The organism is Chroogloeocystis siderophila 5.2 s.c.1 (genome assembly GCF_001904655.1).
In the GTDB taxonomy this organism is placed as follows: domain Bacteria; phylum Cyanobacteriota; class Cyanobacteriia; order Cyanobacteriales; family Chroococcidiopsidaceae; genus Chroogloeocystis; species Chroogloeocystis siderophila.
Window position 1 is genome coordinate 37463 of record NZ_MRCC01000003.1, and the last position, 17357, is coordinate 54819.

Genomic DNA, 17357 nt, shown 5'->3' on the forward strand with positions numbered 1-17357 from the left:
CACTTAAATTAGATGGATTTTACTGTGAATAGATAAACTACTTGTAGAGGAAACTTCAGTACTTGTGTGAGATAAATAGTATCAATCTATTACCCACTACCTATTAGCTATTACCACTAAAATTTCTCATATTTATAGCTTCCTACCTAATATGAATGTTCCTCTTAAACAGTATACTAAGCTACTAAGTAGCTACTTGAAACCACAGCAAGGTCGTGTTGTTTTGTTTGCTGTTGCGTTACTTACAAGCATTGGTTTACAAGTTCTTAGCCCGCAAATTTTAGGCTATTTTATTGATACTTCAATTGCTGGCGCATCAGGGCAAGTTTTATTTGTTGCAGCATTACTTTTTATTAGTGCTGCTTTCCTAACACAGTTATTGTCTGTTGTCGCAACCTATTTAGGTGAAAACGTTGCGTGGACTGCGACTAATGCACTCAGAGCAGATATTGTAGAACACTGTATCCAATTAGATTTATCTTTCTATAAATCACGTACATCTGGCGAGTTATTAGAAAGAGTAGATGGTGATGTTAATGTTCTATCGCGTTTCTTTTCGCAGTTGGCAATTCATACATTGGGTAATGCCATCTTGCTACTAGGTATTCTAGTAGCGCTATTTTTCGAGAATTGGTTAGCAGGAGTCAGTTTAACGCTATTTTCGCTCTTTGCTTTGACGATATTATTGAGTTTACATTCTTTTGCAGTAGCACCCTGGACAACTTATCTCCAAATCAGCGCAGAATTTTTTGGCTTTATCGGAGAACACTTAATTGGGAGAGAAGATATTCGCGCCAATGGTGCGGTTAGCTATGTGATGCGGCGTTTTCATCGAATTTTGCAACGCTGGCTACCAGTTTATCAAAAAGCTCGTTTTACAAGTACTATTCTTTGGTCAACGTCGGTTGGTTTATTTACAATTGGCAATGCGATCGCCCTTGGGGTGAGTGCCTATCTCTGGAATCAAAACGTAATCACCATCGGTAGTGCTTACCTAATTTTTCACTACACTAACTTATTGAACCAACCCATCGAGCGCATCCGCGAAGAACTCGAAGAATTGCAACAAGTCGAAGCGAGTATTCAGCGCATCCGCGAAATCTTACAAGTACAGTCGCGTTTAAGTACAGGAGGCGATCGCCCTCTTTCTCAAGGTGCGTTGTCGGTAGCGTGCGAACAAGTTTGGTTTGCTTACGAATTAGCACAAACACCTGCAAATTACCTAACGCCTCAAGAATGGACTCTTCAAGACATTTCGTTTTACCTTCCTGCGGGTCAAGTTTTAGGTTTATTAGGGCGTACAGGTAGTGGTAAAACGACATTAGCGCGACTGTTGCTACGGTTTTATGACGCGCAATTGGGTTGCATTCGTTTGGGAGATGTAGCGATCGCCGAAACACCATTAACAACACTCCGACAACGTGTTGGTTTAGTTACGCAAGATGTGCAACTATTTCAAGCAAGTGTGCGCGATAATCTGACCTTTTTTGATTCTACAATTCCCGACGCCCAAATTTGGCAGACACTAGAACTGTTAGGACTTGCACCCTGGCTGCGATCGCTTCCTGAACACCTCGACACTCAGCTTGATTCTAACGCTGGTGGACTTTCTGCTGGACAAGCACAACTTTTAACTTTTGCGCGTGTTTTTCTCAAAAATCCTGGTTTAGTTATTCTTGATGAAGCATCTTCTCGTCTCGATCCGCTCACCGAACATTTAATTGAACAAGCGGTAGACAAATTACTCAACCGCTGTACAGGAATTATTATTGCCCATCGTTTACAGACTGTACAACGCGCCGATCAAATCTTAATTTTGGATCAAGGACGCATACTAGAGTACGGCGATCGCCACAGCTTGCTCAATAACCCTCATTCTCGTTTCTCTCAATTATTAAAAGCAGGAACAACAGATTTTTTGGTGTAGCCTGCTAAGGAGGCGGGAGGCAGGAGGAATCCCGTTTGCCTTTCTTCGGTGACTATAGTCGCGACTTAATAAGAGCCATTAGCTGTTAGCACTAATCTCTTTTCTAACGTATTATTAGTTAATGCAAATAATTAGCATTTATCTTCACACATCCTGATTTCGTTGGAGATCGCTCGATGCGCTTAACACTTTCAGATGCAGATTGGGGTGAATTGTGGCAAGAAGACACCACGATCGCCCAATCAGATTTCTCTGAACAAGTCTGCCAATTTTCTGGAAAAATCGGGAGAGGAAGCGATCGCTATATTCCGCTACGCAATGGACTGTACTTGATTATTTGCGATTATCAACTGTGGGAAGATGTCACTTTAGATAACCTATCTTCTTATGATTACCCAAACTATCTTTGTATCAGCTTTGTTGTTTCTGGAAAGGTGAGAACAATTCATCATGGGCTAACAGACTATGTTTTTGAAGTGCCTGGAAAAAACCACATAGAATTTGTGTCTGAAGGTAGAGAAACAGAAGATTGGTCAGCGGGCGATCGCATCATTAAAATTCGAGTAGGTATTACAACCGAAGTACTGCGGGAGATGAGTCATGAGTCCGTTGCTACCTTGCCCAAAGAATTAAGGCTACTCGTTGAAGAACGAGAGTTACCACCTTTTTATCGCTTGGAAACAACTACCCCTGAAATGTATATGGCGCTACAACAAATTGTGAATTGTCCTTATCAGGGATGGACTCGTCAGTTTTATTTAGAAAGTAAAGCACTAGAATTACTTATTTTATGGATATCTCAAGCAAATAAGCTTGACAAAACTCCTGAATTATGCGTCCTTTCTCCAAGTGATATCGATTGCCTTTATCGAGCAAAAGACCTTTTAACCTGTAACTTAAGGCAACCTCCTTCATTGTTAGAACTAGCGCGACAAGTTGGTTTGAATGACCGCAAGTTAAAGCAGGGTTTTCGTCAAGTGTTTGGTACAACAGTTTTTGGCTATTTGCACGATCGCCGAATGCAGCAAGCACAACAGTTACTCATTGCAGGGCAGATGAATGTTAAAGAAACAGCGCGGTTAGTAGGTTACGCCAGTCAGAGTTCGTTTAATGCAGCATTTAAGAAAACATTCGGAGTGAATCCCAAAGCGTTACAACGAGGAGTAAAGCAGTAAGAACTGCATATACTGAAGCTAGATGAATAACAGCAGCATCAGGAGTAGCACGATATGACTACACCTTCAGAAACGCAAGTAGGCGCGACTCAGTATGAGGTAGATTTTGTGTCCTGGGTTGAACAACAGGCGGCGCTGCTAAAGGAAGGACGCTTGAGTGAACTAGATGTCACGAATCTGATGGAAGAGGTGGAGGAGTTGGGACGATCTGAAAAACGAGCGTTGCGAAGTCAGCTGATCCGAGTGATTAAGCATTTATTGAAACTAAACTACCAACCCAACGCCTTTTATTACCTCAACAGTTGGCGTAGCTCAATTGCTGAAGGACGTACTCAACTCAAACTGATTCTACAGGATTCGCCCAGCCTCAAACCCTATTTGGCAGAAGTATTTGCTGATTGTTATCAAGATGCCGTTACCGAGGCAGTCACTGAAACTAGATTGCTCAAAAAGACGTTTCCTCTAAAATACCCCTACTCCCAAGAGCAAGTACTCGATCCGATGTTTTTACCGAGGGCTGATACATTCAATGATACTGCTGAGGATCGCTAGTCATGCCTTACCACTCATTGCCTAAGATTTAAAAAGTCCGGCTGGAACAAAAAAAAGTCCCGTTGAAACAATTTGCGATCGCGCATTGCCTGCCCGCATCCTGTAATCTTGTTTGCAAAAGATTATCAACTAAGGGATGGAATAGCAAAGAAATATTCTTACTCCCTCAAGGTGTGTGGAGCAATGCAAAGTCAACAGTATCGACTAATTTGGATCGCAAGTGCTTTTTCAATCATCATTGTCTCTCCAAGCTGGGCAAGTGAGGTAAAGGAAGCCGAGAGTTGGCAAGAGATAGGTGAACACATAGAACTTAAGCACTCAACGTCACCTCAAGAAATTCCTGCACTGAATAAATTTGAACAACCTGCAACGACGTTAGACGAATGGCGCGATCAAATTGCTCAAACCACAATTGTGCCAATTACGGGAATCCGGCTGAGTACGGTTGATGTAGGCATTGAGGTCATCTTAGAAACCGCAGATGGGCAATTGTCTGAACCATCAACTTCTGTTGTAAACAATACCTTGATTGTAGAAATTCCTAATGCTGTGCTGGAACTGCCCGATAGTAATGAATTTCAGCAAACAAATCCAGTAGAGGGGATTACGCTTGTCTCAGTCAGCAGTCTAACGAACAATCGCGTGCGGGTGGCAATTACCGGATTGTATGCACCGCCAACAGCAAAGGTTAGGGCAGCAACAGAGGGTTTGGTGTTGAGCGTAGCTTCGGGAACCAACATTGATGAAGCTGAGGATGAAATTCAAATTGTAGTAACAGGAGAGCAAGACAGATATGCTCCTGAGGATGCTACAACAGCTACAAGAACTGAGACTCCCTTAAGAGATATTCCACAATCGATTCAGGTAGTTCCTAGCCAAGTGATTCAGGATCAACAAGCTAATGAACTAGATGAGGTGTTACGCAATGTGAGTGGTGTAGCGATTGATAGTAACTTTGCAGGTGCTCTTGATCGGTTTAGCATTCGCGGGTTTACACAATACAATATTCTCAGAAACGGCTTCAGAGAAGGCGAGGGGGGAATTAGAGAGACTGCTAACTTAGAACGAGTAGAAGTGCTCAAAGGTCCAGCTTCAGTTTTGTACGGTAATCTCCAGCCTGGAGGAATTGTTAACCTGATTACCAAACAACCACTTGAAGAACCTGTTTACTCATTTGAGTTATCGGTTGGAACAGAAGAATCAATTCGTCCTGTAATTGATTTTACGGGTTCCTTGAACCAAGAGCGATCGCTTCTCTACCGGATAAATGCACTCTACAACTACTCTGATACCTTCCGTAACTTTGACCAAACCATTCAGCGTTTTTTCGTGGCTCCGGTGTTAGAGTGGCGCATCAGCGATCAAACCAACATAACCGTTGAGATGGATTACTTGAGCGATGAACGCCCGTTTGATCGCGGTTTAGTTGCTATTGGCGACGGTATTATTGATGCCCCAATTACACGAATTCTCAATGAACCAGATGATTTTTATGAAACCGAAGAGTTTGGCATTGGCTATCGATTCGAGCATGAATTTAGCAACAACTGGACACTACGAAATGCATTTCGTTACTTTGTCTCAAACACTCTCGATTTGGGCACTGATCCCACCGAATTTAATGAAGAAATTGGAGAATTATCGCGCCAATTTCGTTCCAACAGTAGCCTGCGTAAAAATTATTCGTTGCAAACCGATCTCGCAGGTAGATTTACTACAGGTTCGATCGAGCATACACTAATCATTGGAGTAGATCTCGGTCGAGTGGATTCACAGGAGGACACAAGAGTAGCGGCTGACGGATTCACACCGTCGATCAATGTATTTAATCCCGAATACGAAACCATTCCTAGACCCTTACGAAGCGATTTAGAAGTCATTAGTACCCAATATACAGATCGACTCGATACAATTGGCATTTTTGCCCAAGATCAGATTACATTATTGGACAATTTAAAGGTCTTGATTGGCGGACGGTTCGATATTGTCGATGAAGATTACACTGATACGTCTTCCGGAGAGGAGTTCTTTGAAAACTACTATGACGAAGCCTTTAGTCCAAGAGTAGGAATTGTATATCAGCCGATTGAACCGATTTCGCTCTATGCGAGTTACAGTCGATCATTTACGCCCAATTTTGGTGTCACGGTGGATCAAGCGAGACTAGATCCAGAACGAGGAACGCAGTACGAATTGGGAATTCGCGGTGAATTTTTTAATTCCCGATTGATTTCCAACTTAGCAGTTTATGAAATTACAAAATCGAATGTTGCAACCGGCGATCCAGATAATCCAGGATTCTCGATTAACATTGGCGAGCAACGCAGCCGAGGTATTGAATTAGATGTGATTGGTGAAATTTTACCAGGCTGGAATATAATTGCTGCTTATGCCTATACCGATGCGGAAATCACTGAAAGTACCGATTTTGAGGTTGGCAACCGCCCCTCTAATGTGCCTAAACATAGTGGCAGCTTATGGACAACCTACGAAATTCAGTCAGGCAATTTACAAGGGTTAGGATTTGGTATTGGTTTGTTCTTTATCGGAGAAAGGCAAGGTAATCTCGCTAACGACTATCAGCTACCAAGTTATGTCCGAACCGATGCTGCAATCTACTACAGACGCGATAACTGGAGAGCGGCTCTCAATGTCAAAAATCTCTTCGATACGACGTATTACGAAACCGCAGATTTTGGCAGAACTACAATTCGACCAGGTGCTCCTCTCACTTTAACTGGAACAATCGCAGTCGAGTTTTAGGTATGCGTATGTGGTACTTGCAATTGAACAGAATCCTTCTGTATTACAGTCGTAAGGGCGATCGCTGCATTAATAAGCACAGGTATTATGCTGTTCAATGGTTGGTAGCAACTATCACAATCCTTTTCATTTCGGCTTGTCATAATCAAGCGTTTTATAGGAACGATACTGCCAAATTAACATCATCTGACTGTCGCATTGTAATTCATGCTATGGGCGAAGCCTGTGTTCCACTTAATCCTCAAAAGGTAGTCGTGTTGGGAGGAACAGAGCTTGATCCAGTCTTAATGCTAGAACCTAACTTTATCGCAGGTCAACCAAATACACTCACCTACATCAAAGAAAAATTACCAAATCAGTGGGCACAAATTGAAGAGATTCCTAGTATCGGAGATGATCCGAATTTGGAGTACCTCTTGCTACTGAAGCCAGATATAATTCTGGGACACACTTCAAGAGTTGAACTTATTTACGATAAACTCGCACGAATTGCACCAACAGTTCTGAGTAATTCAGAGGACTGGAGGGCGGTTTTTAGGCTTTTTGCTGAGGCATTAGGCAAACAAGATTTAGCAGCGCAAATCTTAAATAACTATCAAATCAGATTGGCAGAATTCAAACAAAAAATGGGCGATCGCCTTCAGAAACTTGAAGTTTCAGCGCTGAACTTTCGTCCAACAACGATTTCAGTTTATCCCAGCAACTCATTCTGCGGCAGCGTTCTGCAAGAAGCGGGTTTACGTCGCCCTCCTGCACAAGAGAAATACAATGCATCTGGAGCAGATTGGGAGATCAGCAAAGAAAGCTTTCGTGATATGGATGGAGACATCATTTTTGTATTTACCTGGGCGGGAAGTTTACAAGAAAGACTCAAAGCAAAATCGACGTTGCAGAAATTGCAGGCAGATCCACTTTGGTCGCAACTTAAAGCCGTAAAACAGGGCAAAGTGTATGACGTAGGAGACTATTGGCTGGGTGTAGGTCCCGTAACAGCTAACTTGATTCTTGACGATTTATTTCGATATCTTCTCGGTTCAACCTAATAATTGCACTCTTGTGTATTGAGTTTATGAGTCACTGTTTTTGTTCTGTTGTGTCTAAAGCCAATGGTGAGGATTTGATTGGCTGGGCACACAATTTTGATCGCTATCTGTTAATTGAAATGCCCTTACCTTGGTCTGAAGATCTCTGGGAAAAAGGTGATGTGTTACCGCAAGCCGTAGTTGATAAAATTAAACAGGTCAAAGCATCTGGAACCAGCCTTGAACCTTTGGTCTTTTGCCCAGACCAAGAGTATTCTCATCCTGATTATACTCGCATTTTGTACTACGACCGTCCTGCTCAACAATTTGCTCAATTTCGCAAACAGGAATTTGTTGTGCCAACAGCAAAACTGACAGATTTAGTAACAGCATTGCTAGACTCATCTGAGCATATATCTGAATTTGAGTCATGTAGGCAGAATAGCGATCGCATTCGAGAATTCTTTGTTTGTACCCACGGTAATGTAGACGCGGCTTGTGCTAAGTTTGGCTTCCCAATTTACCGAAAATTGCGCTCTGAATATGTGCCTGCTTCTCATGGAAATTTGCGTGTTTGGCGAGTGAGTCACTTTGGTGGACATCAGTTTGCCCCTACCCTGATTGATTTTCCAGAAGGACGGTATTGGGGGAGATTGGAACCAGAGATGTTAGATTTACTGGTATGGCGTCAAGGAAAGGTTTCTGAGTTACGTCCGTTTTACCGAGGATGGGCTGGACTAGGATGGGTTGAACAAATTGCTGAACGCGAGATCTGGATGCAAGAAGGTTGGGACTGGATTAATTACCTAAAAATCGGAAAAACACTAGCAATTGACTCTTCAGACGAAGATTATCCCGACTGGGTAGAGGTTCGCATTGACTTTACCTCAGTTGATGGTAGTGTCTCTGGTGCTTACGAAGCCCGAATTGAAGCGAAAGGCACTGTTAAAACGATGTGGACTTCAGGCAAAGACCAACCGTTGTGGGAAGTGAAGCAGTATTGCGTTAATCGTCTAAACAGAGTTGACTAGTTATGGGTTATTCGTTAACGAGAATCATTTTTATAGCTGGAGAATATAACTCTGCCGATGTCACAAAAATGACCTACCACTAAACACGATCAAGACGTGAATGTAGCGATCGCCTTGTTTTTATCTGAATGAAAAACTCTGTTTCTATCTGGCAACTTCTCTGGCGGATGATTCTTTATACGCCAAAACTCTATTTAGCAGACACGATCCTGTGGCTGTTTATCATGGGATTACCTGCAATTCCAGGCTTGCTTGTCCGCGAGTTCTTTAATACTCTCACTAATGACTCACAACTCAACGCATCTCCTCAAACACTTGTTGCATTATTGTTAGCAACTGGGTTAGCAAGAATTCTCGCAATTTTTACAGGTCGCGTTACCAAAACTCAGCACCGGTTTACGATGAGTTCTCTGCTACGCCACAATCTTTTAGCACAGTTGCTGCAACGTCCTGGCGCACAACCTTTAAGCACCAATTACAAGGTTGCTACAGTATCTCCTGGAGAGGTATTGAGTTATTTCCGCGAAGATGCGAACCAAGTTGAAGATAACGTCGTTGGGACTAATGAAATTTTAGGCGAAGGAGTTTTCGCACTGATCGCGTTGGTGATTCTTTTCAGCGTCAATGTGTGGTTAACTTTGTTTGTGTTTTTGCCATTAGTTGCGATCGCAATTGTCATTCAACGCGCTGAAACCCGTATTAAACGCTATCGCCGTGCAAGTCGCCAAGCAACGCAAAACGTGACAGGATTAATTGGTGAAATCTTCAGTTCAGTGCAAGCAATTCAAGTTGCAGGTGCTGAACAACCTGTACTAGCGCGGTTTCGGCAACTCAATCAACAACGGCAACGATTGATGGTGCAGGATCAAGTGTTTACCGCTATCCTCAATTCAATTTTACAAAATCTTGTTAGCGTCGGTACAGGGTTAATCTTGCTGACGATCGCGCTATCAAGGAATGCGATCACAATTAGTGTAGGAGACTTCGCGCTATTTGTTTACTATCTGTCATTTGTCACTGAGTTTATCAGTTCATTAGGAGGTTTTCTGGCACTATCCAAGCAAACTAAAGTCTCTTTTGAGCGCATGGGTTCATTGGTACAAAAAGATGGTGTCGTTACTGCAACGAATCTTGTGACACCTCAACCGTTGTATTTAGATAATATCTGGGGACAAAAGCCCAAGCTACCATTAGTTGTGCAACCATACCGCGATACGCAGAGTTATCTCAATGAGTTGAAGGCAGTTAACTTAACATACCTCTACCCTGGTACAAATCAGGGAGTTGTTGATATTAATTTAACAATACAACGCGGTAGTATTACTGTAATTACAGGTCGCATTGGTGCTGGCAAAACGACACTGCTACGTGCCCTACTTGGGTTATTACCCAAACAAGGCGGTAAAATTTATTGGAATGGAAAGGAAGTTACCGATCCTGCTACTTTTTTTATACCGCCGCGCAGTGCTTATACCCCGCAAGTTCCGCAATTATTTAGTGGTACTCTCCAGGAAAATATCACGCTGGGATGGCAACAAGGAAACATCGAACAAGCGATCGCTCTAGCAGCTTTTGATCGCGATCTTGCTACCATGCCGGAAGGACTGGAAACTATCATTGGAACCAAAGGAATGCGTCTTTCTGGAGGACAGTTACAACGCGCCGCAGCAGCACGGATGTTTGTCCATCAACCAGAATTACTTGTCTTTGACGATCTTTCCAGTGCGCTTGATATAGAAACTGAGCAACTTGTCTGGTCGCGTTTATTTGCTGCAAGTACTCAAGATAAAATAGCAGAATCTACTTGGCAACCGACTTGTCTTGCAGTATCACACCGTCATGCTGTTCTTCGCCGTGCTGACAATATTATTGTCCTTACAGCAGGTAGAGTCGTCGCTGAGGGAAGCTTTGATGAGATCAAGTCTTTTATTAAAGAGGGGTGAGTTTTGAATTAGAAGGTTTTTCTTAACTCAACACGTGCTACGCATTGCGGTAGCTAACAGCACTCACAACTCATAACTCTCTCAAGCTCCCCTGCTAAGCTTGATCCAACCGTAGTACTGCCATAAACGCCTCTTGTGGTACATCGACAGTTCCCACAGCTTTCATGCGCTTTTTCCCTTTAGCTTGCTTCTGTAGGAGCTTTTTCTTACGGCTGATGTCACCACCGTAGCACTTAGCTAAAACGTCTTTACGCAAAGCTGGGATGTGTTCGCTGGCAATCACTTTACTACCGATCGCCGCCTGAATGGGAACTTTAAATTGATGACGGGGAATAAGTTCTTTCAGTTTTTCTGCCATGGCGCGTCCGACATTGTAGGCTTTATCGCGATGGACAATCATCGCCAGTGAATCAACAGGGTCGCCGTTAATCATAATATCAAGTTTGACCAATGGGTTTTCGCGGTAGCCGATGAGTTGATATTCCATGCTGGCATAACCGCGCGATCGCGACTTCAATTGATCGAAAAAGTCAGTAACGACTTCTGCAAGTGGCAACTCGTACGTTAATGTCGTGCGCCCTTGTGTCAAGTACTTCATATCTTTAAAGATACCGCGCCGATTTTGACACAACTCCATCAAAGTCCCAACATAGGTTTCTGGGGTAATCATGTCAACTTGAACATACGGTTCTTCAATTTTTTCGCGTTCGTTGGGTGCAGGTAACGTACTAGGGTTATCGATATACAACACCTCGCCCTTAACCGTTGTAACGCGGTAAACCACAGAAGGGGCGGTAATAATCAAATCGAGATTATACTCGCGCTCTAAACGTTCTTGCACAATTTCCATGTGCAGTAATCCCAAAAAGCCGCAACGGAAGCCAAAACCCATTGCACTTGATGTTTCCGGTTCAAAATTTAACGCCGCGTCGTTGAGTTTTAGCTTATCTAACGCATCGCGCAAATCTTCAAACTGATCCGCATCGATGGGAAACATTCCACAGAATACCATTGGCTTGGCTTCGGTGTAACCTGGTAAGGGTTCTACGGCTGGTTTTGTTGCTAAGGTAATCGTGTCGCCTACGCGTGCATCTGCTACCGCTTTGATTGCAGCAGCAAGATAACCTACTTCCCCTGCATGAAGTTCGTCAACTTGCTTTTGAGTTGGAGAAAGAACGCCCAATTCGTCAATTTCGTATTCTTTCTTTGATGCCATTAAGCGAATGCGATCGCCTTTTTTGACCGTACCATCCATCACGCGAAAATAAACAATCACGCCTCGGTAACTGTCGTAGTAGCTATCAAAAATCAACGCGCGTAACGGATCATTGACGGTATCTCGCGGTGGTGGGACGCGCTGAACAATTGCCTCTAAAATTTCATCAATCCCAATCCCTTCTTTTGCCGAAGCCAGAATCGCGCCACTACAATCAAGCCCGATAATTTCTTCAATTTCTCCAGCAACGCGGTTTGGTTCGGCTCCTGGCAAATCAATTTTATTCAAAACAGGGATAATTTCTAGATTATGTTCCAGTGCCAAGTAAACATTTGCCAGCGTTTGCGCCTCTACCCCTTGCGAAGCATCAACTACAAGCAACGCACCTTCACACGCTGCTAAACTCCGAGATACTTCATAAGAAAAGTCAACGTGTCCTGGGGTATCAATCAGATTTAAGACATAATTTTGACCATCTTGAGCTTGATAGTTCATCCGAGCCGCTTGCAACTTAATTGTAATGCCGCGCTCCCGTTCCAAGTCCATGTTGTCGAGAAACTGCTCTTTCATTTGCCGAACTTCTACTGTACCAGTGGTTTGTAGCAAGCGATCGGCAAGGGTCGATTTCCCATGGTCGATGTGAGCAATAATAGAGAAATTACGAATGCGCTCTGCGGGGACGTCAGTCATATTTTTTGATCTAGCAGCAAGCAATACTGTTAAGAAATAGGAATCTTTAACGCATTTTAAACTTTTTTGAGCTAAGACGCTGCGATTGATTAACGGCGATCGCTCCTTATATAGTAGCTGTCAGGTAGGAATTAAAGCTAAGCGATTGCTACACAGTACAAGATTTATTCTAAGTGCGCATAGCTTCTATCAGTCTTAAGCATGAATCTGTCTATCTGCTTTTTAGTATTGCTTATTTGGGGGCGTACAATAGACAATAGAAGGTGTGTCTTCTTTGAAATCTGACAAAATAAATTAGATTGATTGAAATTCGCAAAGCCATCGCTAGTAAACTTCTTTCCAAGTCTTTTTAAGTGCTTATGAATGAAAATGCCATTGACTCAGAAAGTTTAACTGACAAAGTAGAAATTGCCGTTCACTTGGATTCAGAATTAGTCGAACAAATTCAACACTTAACCAACGATCCGAGTAAAGTAATCGAGGCGGCAATTCGACAGTGGTTGCGGGGTGAAACTCAGCGTGATGACGAACTTAGCCGTACTTTCAGACGTACCCCCGTACCACCACGCGGTGAATGGAACGATTAACGCCGCATAACAGACAATCAAATCAGCACACGGCAAGAGCAAATTAACGTCTTTTGCCAAATATCTTTTTAACCGTAGCTATCAAATTTCCCTAAATTCTGTAAATTTGTGTCAAACTCGAAACAACTATCAATCTAGCTAGATTACTCGCCACTCGTATACTTCAGCTTGTAATGAATGTTAATGCCAATTATTCTCAACCGTCACTTTCTGTGCAAAACTTAGACTTGCTCGACACGATATCCAATCCGCTAGGAATTATAGGTGCAGAGTTAGCTTTTATACAAAATGCAGACGGTTGCTACTTAGCTTTTTATTGGCAACAGGCAAAGGAACATGGAATTACCGACGAGCAAATAATTGGAACAGCGCTTGACGAAATTTTTACCCCAGTAAACCAGAAGGATTATCGCGAAAAGCTGCAGAAAGTCATACAAAGCGCAATGCCAGAACAATCTCAGTGTTTGTTTCGTTGTGCAGAAAAATTGTTTTTTTTAGATATTACTCTTGTCCCAGTATTAACAGCTAGCGCTCAAACGAATACAGTTTTAGTCATGGGGCGATCGCACGAAGGACAAGTAAAAACCGCGAACCACCCCACAGAAACATTTGCCAGACTCAAAAAACAGTTGACGCAAATCGCCCGCAACATTCGTCGGACGTTAGATTTAGATATTATTTGGCAGCAAGCAGTTGATAGCTTAGGTAAAACCTTAGGCGCAACGCAGTGCATTATTTATTCTTATTTACCAGAACAAGGTTATCTTCGCGCGGTTGCAGAATACACGACTGAGCCAAGTCCTTCAATGATCGGGTTAGAATTGGCGATCGCGCAAGATCCCAGCTTTTGTCAAGCACTCGCAACATTACAACCGATCATTATTGAGACAACTCAACAGATACAACTGATCGTCGCCACCTGTTATCAAGACCAACCTAATGGGTTAATTAGTCTAGTCTACGACACTACTCAACGCGAGCAAGACTGCCCGCAACAGTGGAGTGTCGCGGAAAAAGATCTGGTAGGAGAAGTTGCGGATCAAATTGGAACGGCGATCGCCCACGCAACACTTTATAAAGAACTCGAACTCGCACGCCAACAAGCCGAAGAAGCTTCGCGACTCAAAAGCGAGTTTCTCGCAAATACTTCGCACGAGATCCGCACGCCACTTAACGGCATGATCGGCTTTTTAAAATTAATTTTGGAGGGCATGGCAGACGACCCCCAAGAGCAGCAAGAATTTATTCAAGAGGCGTATTCTTCGGCAATTCATTTACTCGATATCATCAACGATATTTTAGACATTGCCAAGATAGAAGCTGGCAAGATGGAACTAGAACTAGGTCCTGTCAAGCTTGATGAACTCTTTGTTGCGGTAGAAGAATTTACACGCACTCAAGCTGAACAGAAAAACTTGAGCTTTCACATCTGTATGCCGGATACCTCAGATGAAATTATTCTGCACGGTAATTATCAACGACTCAAGCAAGTGCTACTCAATTTAGTCAGCAACGCGCTGAAATTTACTCATGAAGGCGGAATTACAATTAATGCTGATGTTGTCCGCAAGAAGTTTACCTTCCAAAATCAGGAATTTCCAGGGTTAGTCAAAGTCCGCGTTGCGGATACAGGAATCGGTGTTTCGCTAGACAAACAAGACAAACTCTTTCAATCGTTTAGTCAAGTTGATGGTTCGCGGACGCGACAATACGGTGGTACAGGGTTAGGACTGACAATTTCGCAAAAATTAGTAGAAGCAATGGGCGGTACAGTTAACTTCTACAGTATGGGCGAAGGACTAGGCTCTACTGTGACATTTACTGTGCCACTCTATCAAGTACCCGTGATGGTATCAATACCAACGGAAAATTTTGACGTGTAATGTAACTAGGGGCTAAAGGCTAGTCATTATTCAGTTTCCCAAATCTCTTACGCATGTACGACGAAATATTTAACCTGATTGAAGAATTGGTGATGCATCATTCGCCGAGTGGTGCTGAAGCAGAGATTAATCAATTGTTACTACAAAAATTTGCCGCCTCAGTAGAAGTATGGCACGATCGCGCGGATAATATTATTGCGAAAATTCCAGGACAGGATGCGAGTCGAGCGATCGCAATTACTGCACACAAAGACGAAATTGGTGCAATTGTCAAAACAGTGGGCGATGCGGGACAAGTCGAAGTCCGCAGGCTAGGAGGTTCTTATCCTTGGATTTATGGCGAAGGCGTTGTTGATTTACTCGGTGATAAGGAAACGATAAGCGGTATTTTGAGTTTTGGTTCGCGTCATGTATCGCACGAATCACCGCAAAAAGAATTGCAAGAAGATACTCCAGTCAAATGGGAAAACGCTTGGATTGAAACCAAGTGTACGCTAGAAGAACTCAATGCAGTGGGAATTCGCCCAGGAACGCGTGTCGTCATTGGTAAACATCGCAAACGCCCCGCGCGGTTAAAAGATCATATTGCGAGTTATACGCTTGATAATAAAGCTTCAGTTGCAATTTTGCTAGCATTAGCCGAAAAAGTTAAACAGCCAGTTGTCGATACTTATCTCGTGGCTTCGGCAAAAGAAGAAGTAGGTGCGATCGGTGCGCTGTATTTTAGTCAAAAACAGCATTTAGATGCTTTGATCGCCTTAGAAATTTGTCCCCTCGCGCCAGAATACCCAATCAAATCGGGAGAAGCACCTGTAATTCTATCTCAAGATGGATACGGAATTTACGATGAAACACTCAATGGACAACTAAGACAAGTGGCACACAAACTAGAGATGTCAGTGCAGCTAGCAACACTAAGCGGCTTTGGTAGCGATGCTTCAATCGCCATGAAATTTGGTCATGTACCGCGTGCGGCGTGTTTGGCATTTCCTACACAAAATACCCACGGCTATGAAATTGCGCATTTAGGTGCGATCGCCAACTGCATCAAATTACTCCAAGCTTTCTGCGAAACTCCCTTCGACTAAGAACTGTAGAGTGACTTCCTTCACCCCTCGCCCCTCACTTCTTTCTTCTAGTTACAAACCATGAACCTGCGCAGGTTAAGAGCCTGAATTTTATACAATGATCCCAGAGGACTTGAATTGTAGATAGCTGTAATTAAATGCCTAAGACTGTTGCCGAGGTGATGAGCCGCGATCCAATCGTCGTGCGCCCAGAAACACCGTTAAACGAAGCTATTCAGATTCTGGCAGAGAAACGCATCAGCGGTTTGCCTGTGATTGACGATGATGGCAAATTAGTCGGCATTATCTCTGAAACAGACTTGATGTGGCAGGAAACGGGTGTTACTCCGCCTGCTTACATTATGATTCTCGATAGTGTGATTTATTTACAAAATCCAGCCAAATACGAGCGCGATTTGCACAAAGCACTAGGGCAAACTGTCGGGGAAGTGATGAGTAGCGATCCAGTTACTGTTTCGCCAGATAAGTCTTTACGAGAAGCTGCCAAGTTAATGCACGATCGCGAAGTTCGTCGCTTACCTGTGATTGATGCCGAAGGAAAAATCATTGGCATTCTCACGCGTGGTGATGTCGTGCGGGCAATGGCAGCGGATGAATAATGATTAGGAGTGATGAGTGACTAGATGAGTTTTGAGTTAAAACCACTCATAATTCTCTTCTACACCTGAAGCCTGACTTCTGACCCCTCTAAACTTGGAATAATTATAATGAGTGTTGCACCTGAAACTGTCAAACAAATGCTTAGTTCTGAAGATTTGGGAGAACGCTTGCGGGCGGTGAACCAAATTCGGGAACTCGAAGATACCGCGCTGGCTTTTGAATTGGCACAAAGCGCAGTTCAAGATCCTAATGCACGTGTCCGCTATTCGGCGGTCAGCCAAATGGATACTTTGGGTGGACAAAACTTGCAAGTGACATTAGATTTATTGCGCGATCGCCTCAAAAATGACCCTGAACCTGACGTCCAAGCCGCTGCTGCGGATTGCATCGGTGCTTTAAAATTAACTGAGGCATATACTGATTTAGAGCAACTCTATCACAGCACAAGTGAGTGGCTGATCAAGTTTAGTATTGTTGCTACATTAGGCGAATTAGGCGATCCGCGTTCGTTTGACTTGCTTCAAGAAGCACTCAATTCAGATATTGACTTAGTAAAAACTGCGGCAATTAGCTCGTTAGGAGACTTGAAAGACGCACGTGCCGTAGAACTTCTAGTCCCTCATGTCTCTAACGCAGATTGGCAAGTACGCTACCGTGCTGCTCAAGCTTTAGGAAAATTGGGTGGAACGCAAGCACAGTCGATATTAAAAGAAATGGTAAATGACGAAGTAGAAGCTGTAGCGCAGGAAGCTAAAACGGCTTTAGAGCAGATGGGTTAGATTACTAGCGCTTAAAGATATCTTGAATTTACTTTAAATGGTATGATCGCTTTTTTATTTAGTAGTACACTTGTTCTCACTCTTAGCAAAAGGCAGGTGTA

13 protein-coding genes are annotated in these 17357 nt (G+C 43.2%); 12 read left to right on the forward strand and 1 reads right to left on the reverse strand.

Features of this window, described 5'->3' with window-relative positions; genetic code table 11:
- Positions 1–151: 151 nt before the first annotated feature.
- The 7 genes from NIES1031_RS03610 to NIES1031_RS03640 all read left to right on the forward strand — a co-directional run bounded on the left by NIES1031_RS03610 (position 152) and on the right by NIES1031_RS03640 (position 10413).
- Positions 152–1927: an ABC transporter ATP-binding protein gene (locus NIES1031_RS03610; RefSeq protein WP_073548150.1), complete on the forward strand. Its 1776-nt coding sequence runs from the start codon at positions 152–154 to the stop codon at positions 1925–1927.
- Between the two features lie 176 nt (positions 1928–2103).
- Positions 2104–3102 (forward strand): helix-turn-helix transcriptional regulator, encoded by a 999-nt coding sequence (locus NIES1031_RS03615; RefSeq protein WP_073548151.1) that lies wholly within the window; start codon positions 2104–2106, stop codon positions 3100–3102.
- 54 nt (positions 3103–3156) lie between these two features.
- Positions 3157–3654 carry a DUF29 domain-containing protein gene (locus tag NIES1031_RS03620; protein ID WP_073548152.1) on the forward strand — a complete coding sequence of 166 codons (498 nt, stop codon included), beginning with the start codon at positions 3157–3159 and terminating at the stop codon, positions 3652–3654.
- 183 nt (positions 3655–3837) lie between these two features.
- Complete coding sequence (locus NIES1031_RS03625; protein ID WP_073548153.1) at positions 3838–6417, forward strand: TonB-dependent receptor; 2580 nt, start codon at positions 3838–3840, stop codon at positions 6415–6417.
- A 212-nt stretch (positions 6418–6629) separates the two neighbouring features.
- On the forward strand, positions 6630–7460 hold the full coding sequence (locus tag NIES1031_RS03630; RefSeq protein WP_178378037.1) for an iron-siderophore ABC transporter substrate-binding protein: 831 nt from the start codon (positions 6630–6632) through the stop codon (positions 7458–7460).
- Positions 7461–7510: 50 nt separating this feature from the next.
- On the forward strand, positions 7511–8470 hold the full coding sequence (locus NIES1031_RS03635) for a ferredoxin family protein (RefSeq protein WP_236738712.1): 960 nt from the start codon (positions 7511–7513) through the stop codon (positions 8468–8470).
- Between the two features lie 128 nt (positions 8471–8598).
- Complete coding sequence (locus NIES1031_RS03640) at positions 8599–10413, forward strand: ATP-binding cassette domain-containing protein (RefSeq protein ID WP_073548155.1); 1815 nt, start codon at positions 8599–8601, stop codon at positions 10411–10413.
- Positions 10414–10507: 94 nt separating this feature from the next.
- Here the strand turns inward: NIES1031_RS03640 and lepA are convergent, their stop codons facing one another.
- On the reverse strand, positions 10508–12319 hold the full coding sequence (gene lepA, locus NIES1031_RS03645; protein WP_073548156.1) for a translation elongation factor 4: 1812 nt from the start codon (positions 12317–12319) through the stop codon (positions 10508–10510).
- A 359-nt stretch (positions 12320–12678) separates the two neighbouring features.
- On the opposite strand from lepA, the gene NIES1031_RS03650 reads away from it, so the two are divergent.
- The 5 genes from NIES1031_RS03650 to nblB all read left to right on the forward strand — a co-directional run bounded on the left by NIES1031_RS03650 (position 12679) and on the right by nblB (position 17256).
- Positions 12679–12906 carry a hypothetical protein gene (locus NIES1031_RS03650; RefSeq protein WP_015190992.1) on the forward strand — a complete coding sequence of 76 codons (228 nt, stop codon included), beginning with the start codon at positions 12679–12681 and terminating at the stop codon, positions 12904–12906.
- 173 nt (positions 12907–13079) lie between these two features.
- Positions 13080–14789, forward strand: a complete 1710-nt coding sequence (locus NIES1031_RS03655) for an ATP-binding protein (protein ID WP_073548157.1) — start codon at positions 13080–13082, stop codon at positions 14787–14789.
- 53 nt (positions 14790–14842) lie between these two features.
- Positions 14843–15877 (forward strand): M42 family metallopeptidase, encoded by a 1035-nt coding sequence (locus NIES1031_RS03660; protein WP_073548158.1) that lies wholly within the window; start codon positions 14843–14845, stop codon positions 15875–15877.
- A gap of 137 nt (positions 15878–16014) precedes the next feature.
- Positions 16015–16476, forward strand: coding sequence for a CBS domain-containing protein (locus tag NIES1031_RS03665; protein ID WP_015190989.1), 462 nt, complete (start codon positions 16015–16017; stop codon positions 16474–16476).
- A gap of 108 nt (positions 16477–16584) precedes the next feature.
- On the forward strand, positions 16585–17256 hold the full coding sequence (nblB, locus tag NIES1031_RS03670) for a phycobilisome degradation protein NblB (RefSeq protein WP_073548159.1): 672 nt from the start codon (positions 16585–16587) through the stop codon (positions 17254–17256).
- The last annotated feature ends 101 nt before the right edge of the window (positions 17257–17357 follow it).

Excerpts from the sequence above, each read along its gene's own strand:
- NIES1031_RS03610 (WP_073548150.1), top strand. The coding sequence starts at position 152 with ATGAATGTTCCTCTTAAACAGTATACTAAGCTACTAAGTAGCTACTTG.
- NIES1031_RS03615 (WP_073548151.1), top strand. The coding sequence starts at position 2,104 with ATGCGCTTAACACTTTCAGATGCAGATTGGGGTGAATTGTGGCAAGAA.
- NIES1031_RS03620 (WP_073548152.1), top strand. The coding sequence starts at position 3,157 with ATGACTACACCTTCAGAAACGCAAGTAGGCGCGACTCAGTATGAGGTA.
- NIES1031_RS03625 (WP_073548153.1), top strand. The coding sequence starts at position 3,838 with ATGCAAAGTCAACAGTATCGACTAATTTGGATCGCAAGTGCTTTTTCA.
- NIES1031_RS03630 (WP_178378037.1), top strand. The coding sequence starts at position 6,630 with ATGGGCGAAGCCTGTGTTCCACTTAATCCTCAAAAGGTAGTCGTGTTG.
- NIES1031_RS03640 (WP_073548155.1), top strand. The coding sequence starts at position 8,599 with ATGAAAAACTCTGTTTCTATCTGGCAACTTCTCTGGCGGATGATTCTT.
- lepA (WP_073548156.1), bottom strand. The coding sequence starts at position 12,319 with ATGACTGACGTCCCCGCAGAGCGCATTCGTAATTTCTCTATTATTGCT.
- NIES1031_RS03650 (WP_015190992.1), top strand. The coding sequence starts at position 12,679 with ATGAATGAAAATGCCATTGACTCAGAAAGTTTAACTGACAAAGTAGAA.
- NIES1031_RS03655 (WP_073548157.1), top strand. The coding sequence starts at position 13,080 with ATGAATGTTAATGCCAATTATTCTCAACCGTCACTTTCTGTGCAAAAC.
- NIES1031_RS03660 (WP_073548158.1), top strand. The coding sequence starts at position 14,843 with ATGTACGACGAAATATTTAACCTGATTGAAGAATTGGTGATGCATCAT.
- NIES1031_RS03665 (WP_015190989.1), top strand. The coding sequence starts at position 16,015 with ATGCCTAAGACTGTTGCCGAGGTGATGAGCCGCGATCCAATCGTCGTG.
- nblB (WP_073548159.1), top strand. The coding sequence starts at position 16,585 with ATGAGTGTTGCACCTGAAACTGTCAAACAAATGCTTAGTTCTGAAGAT.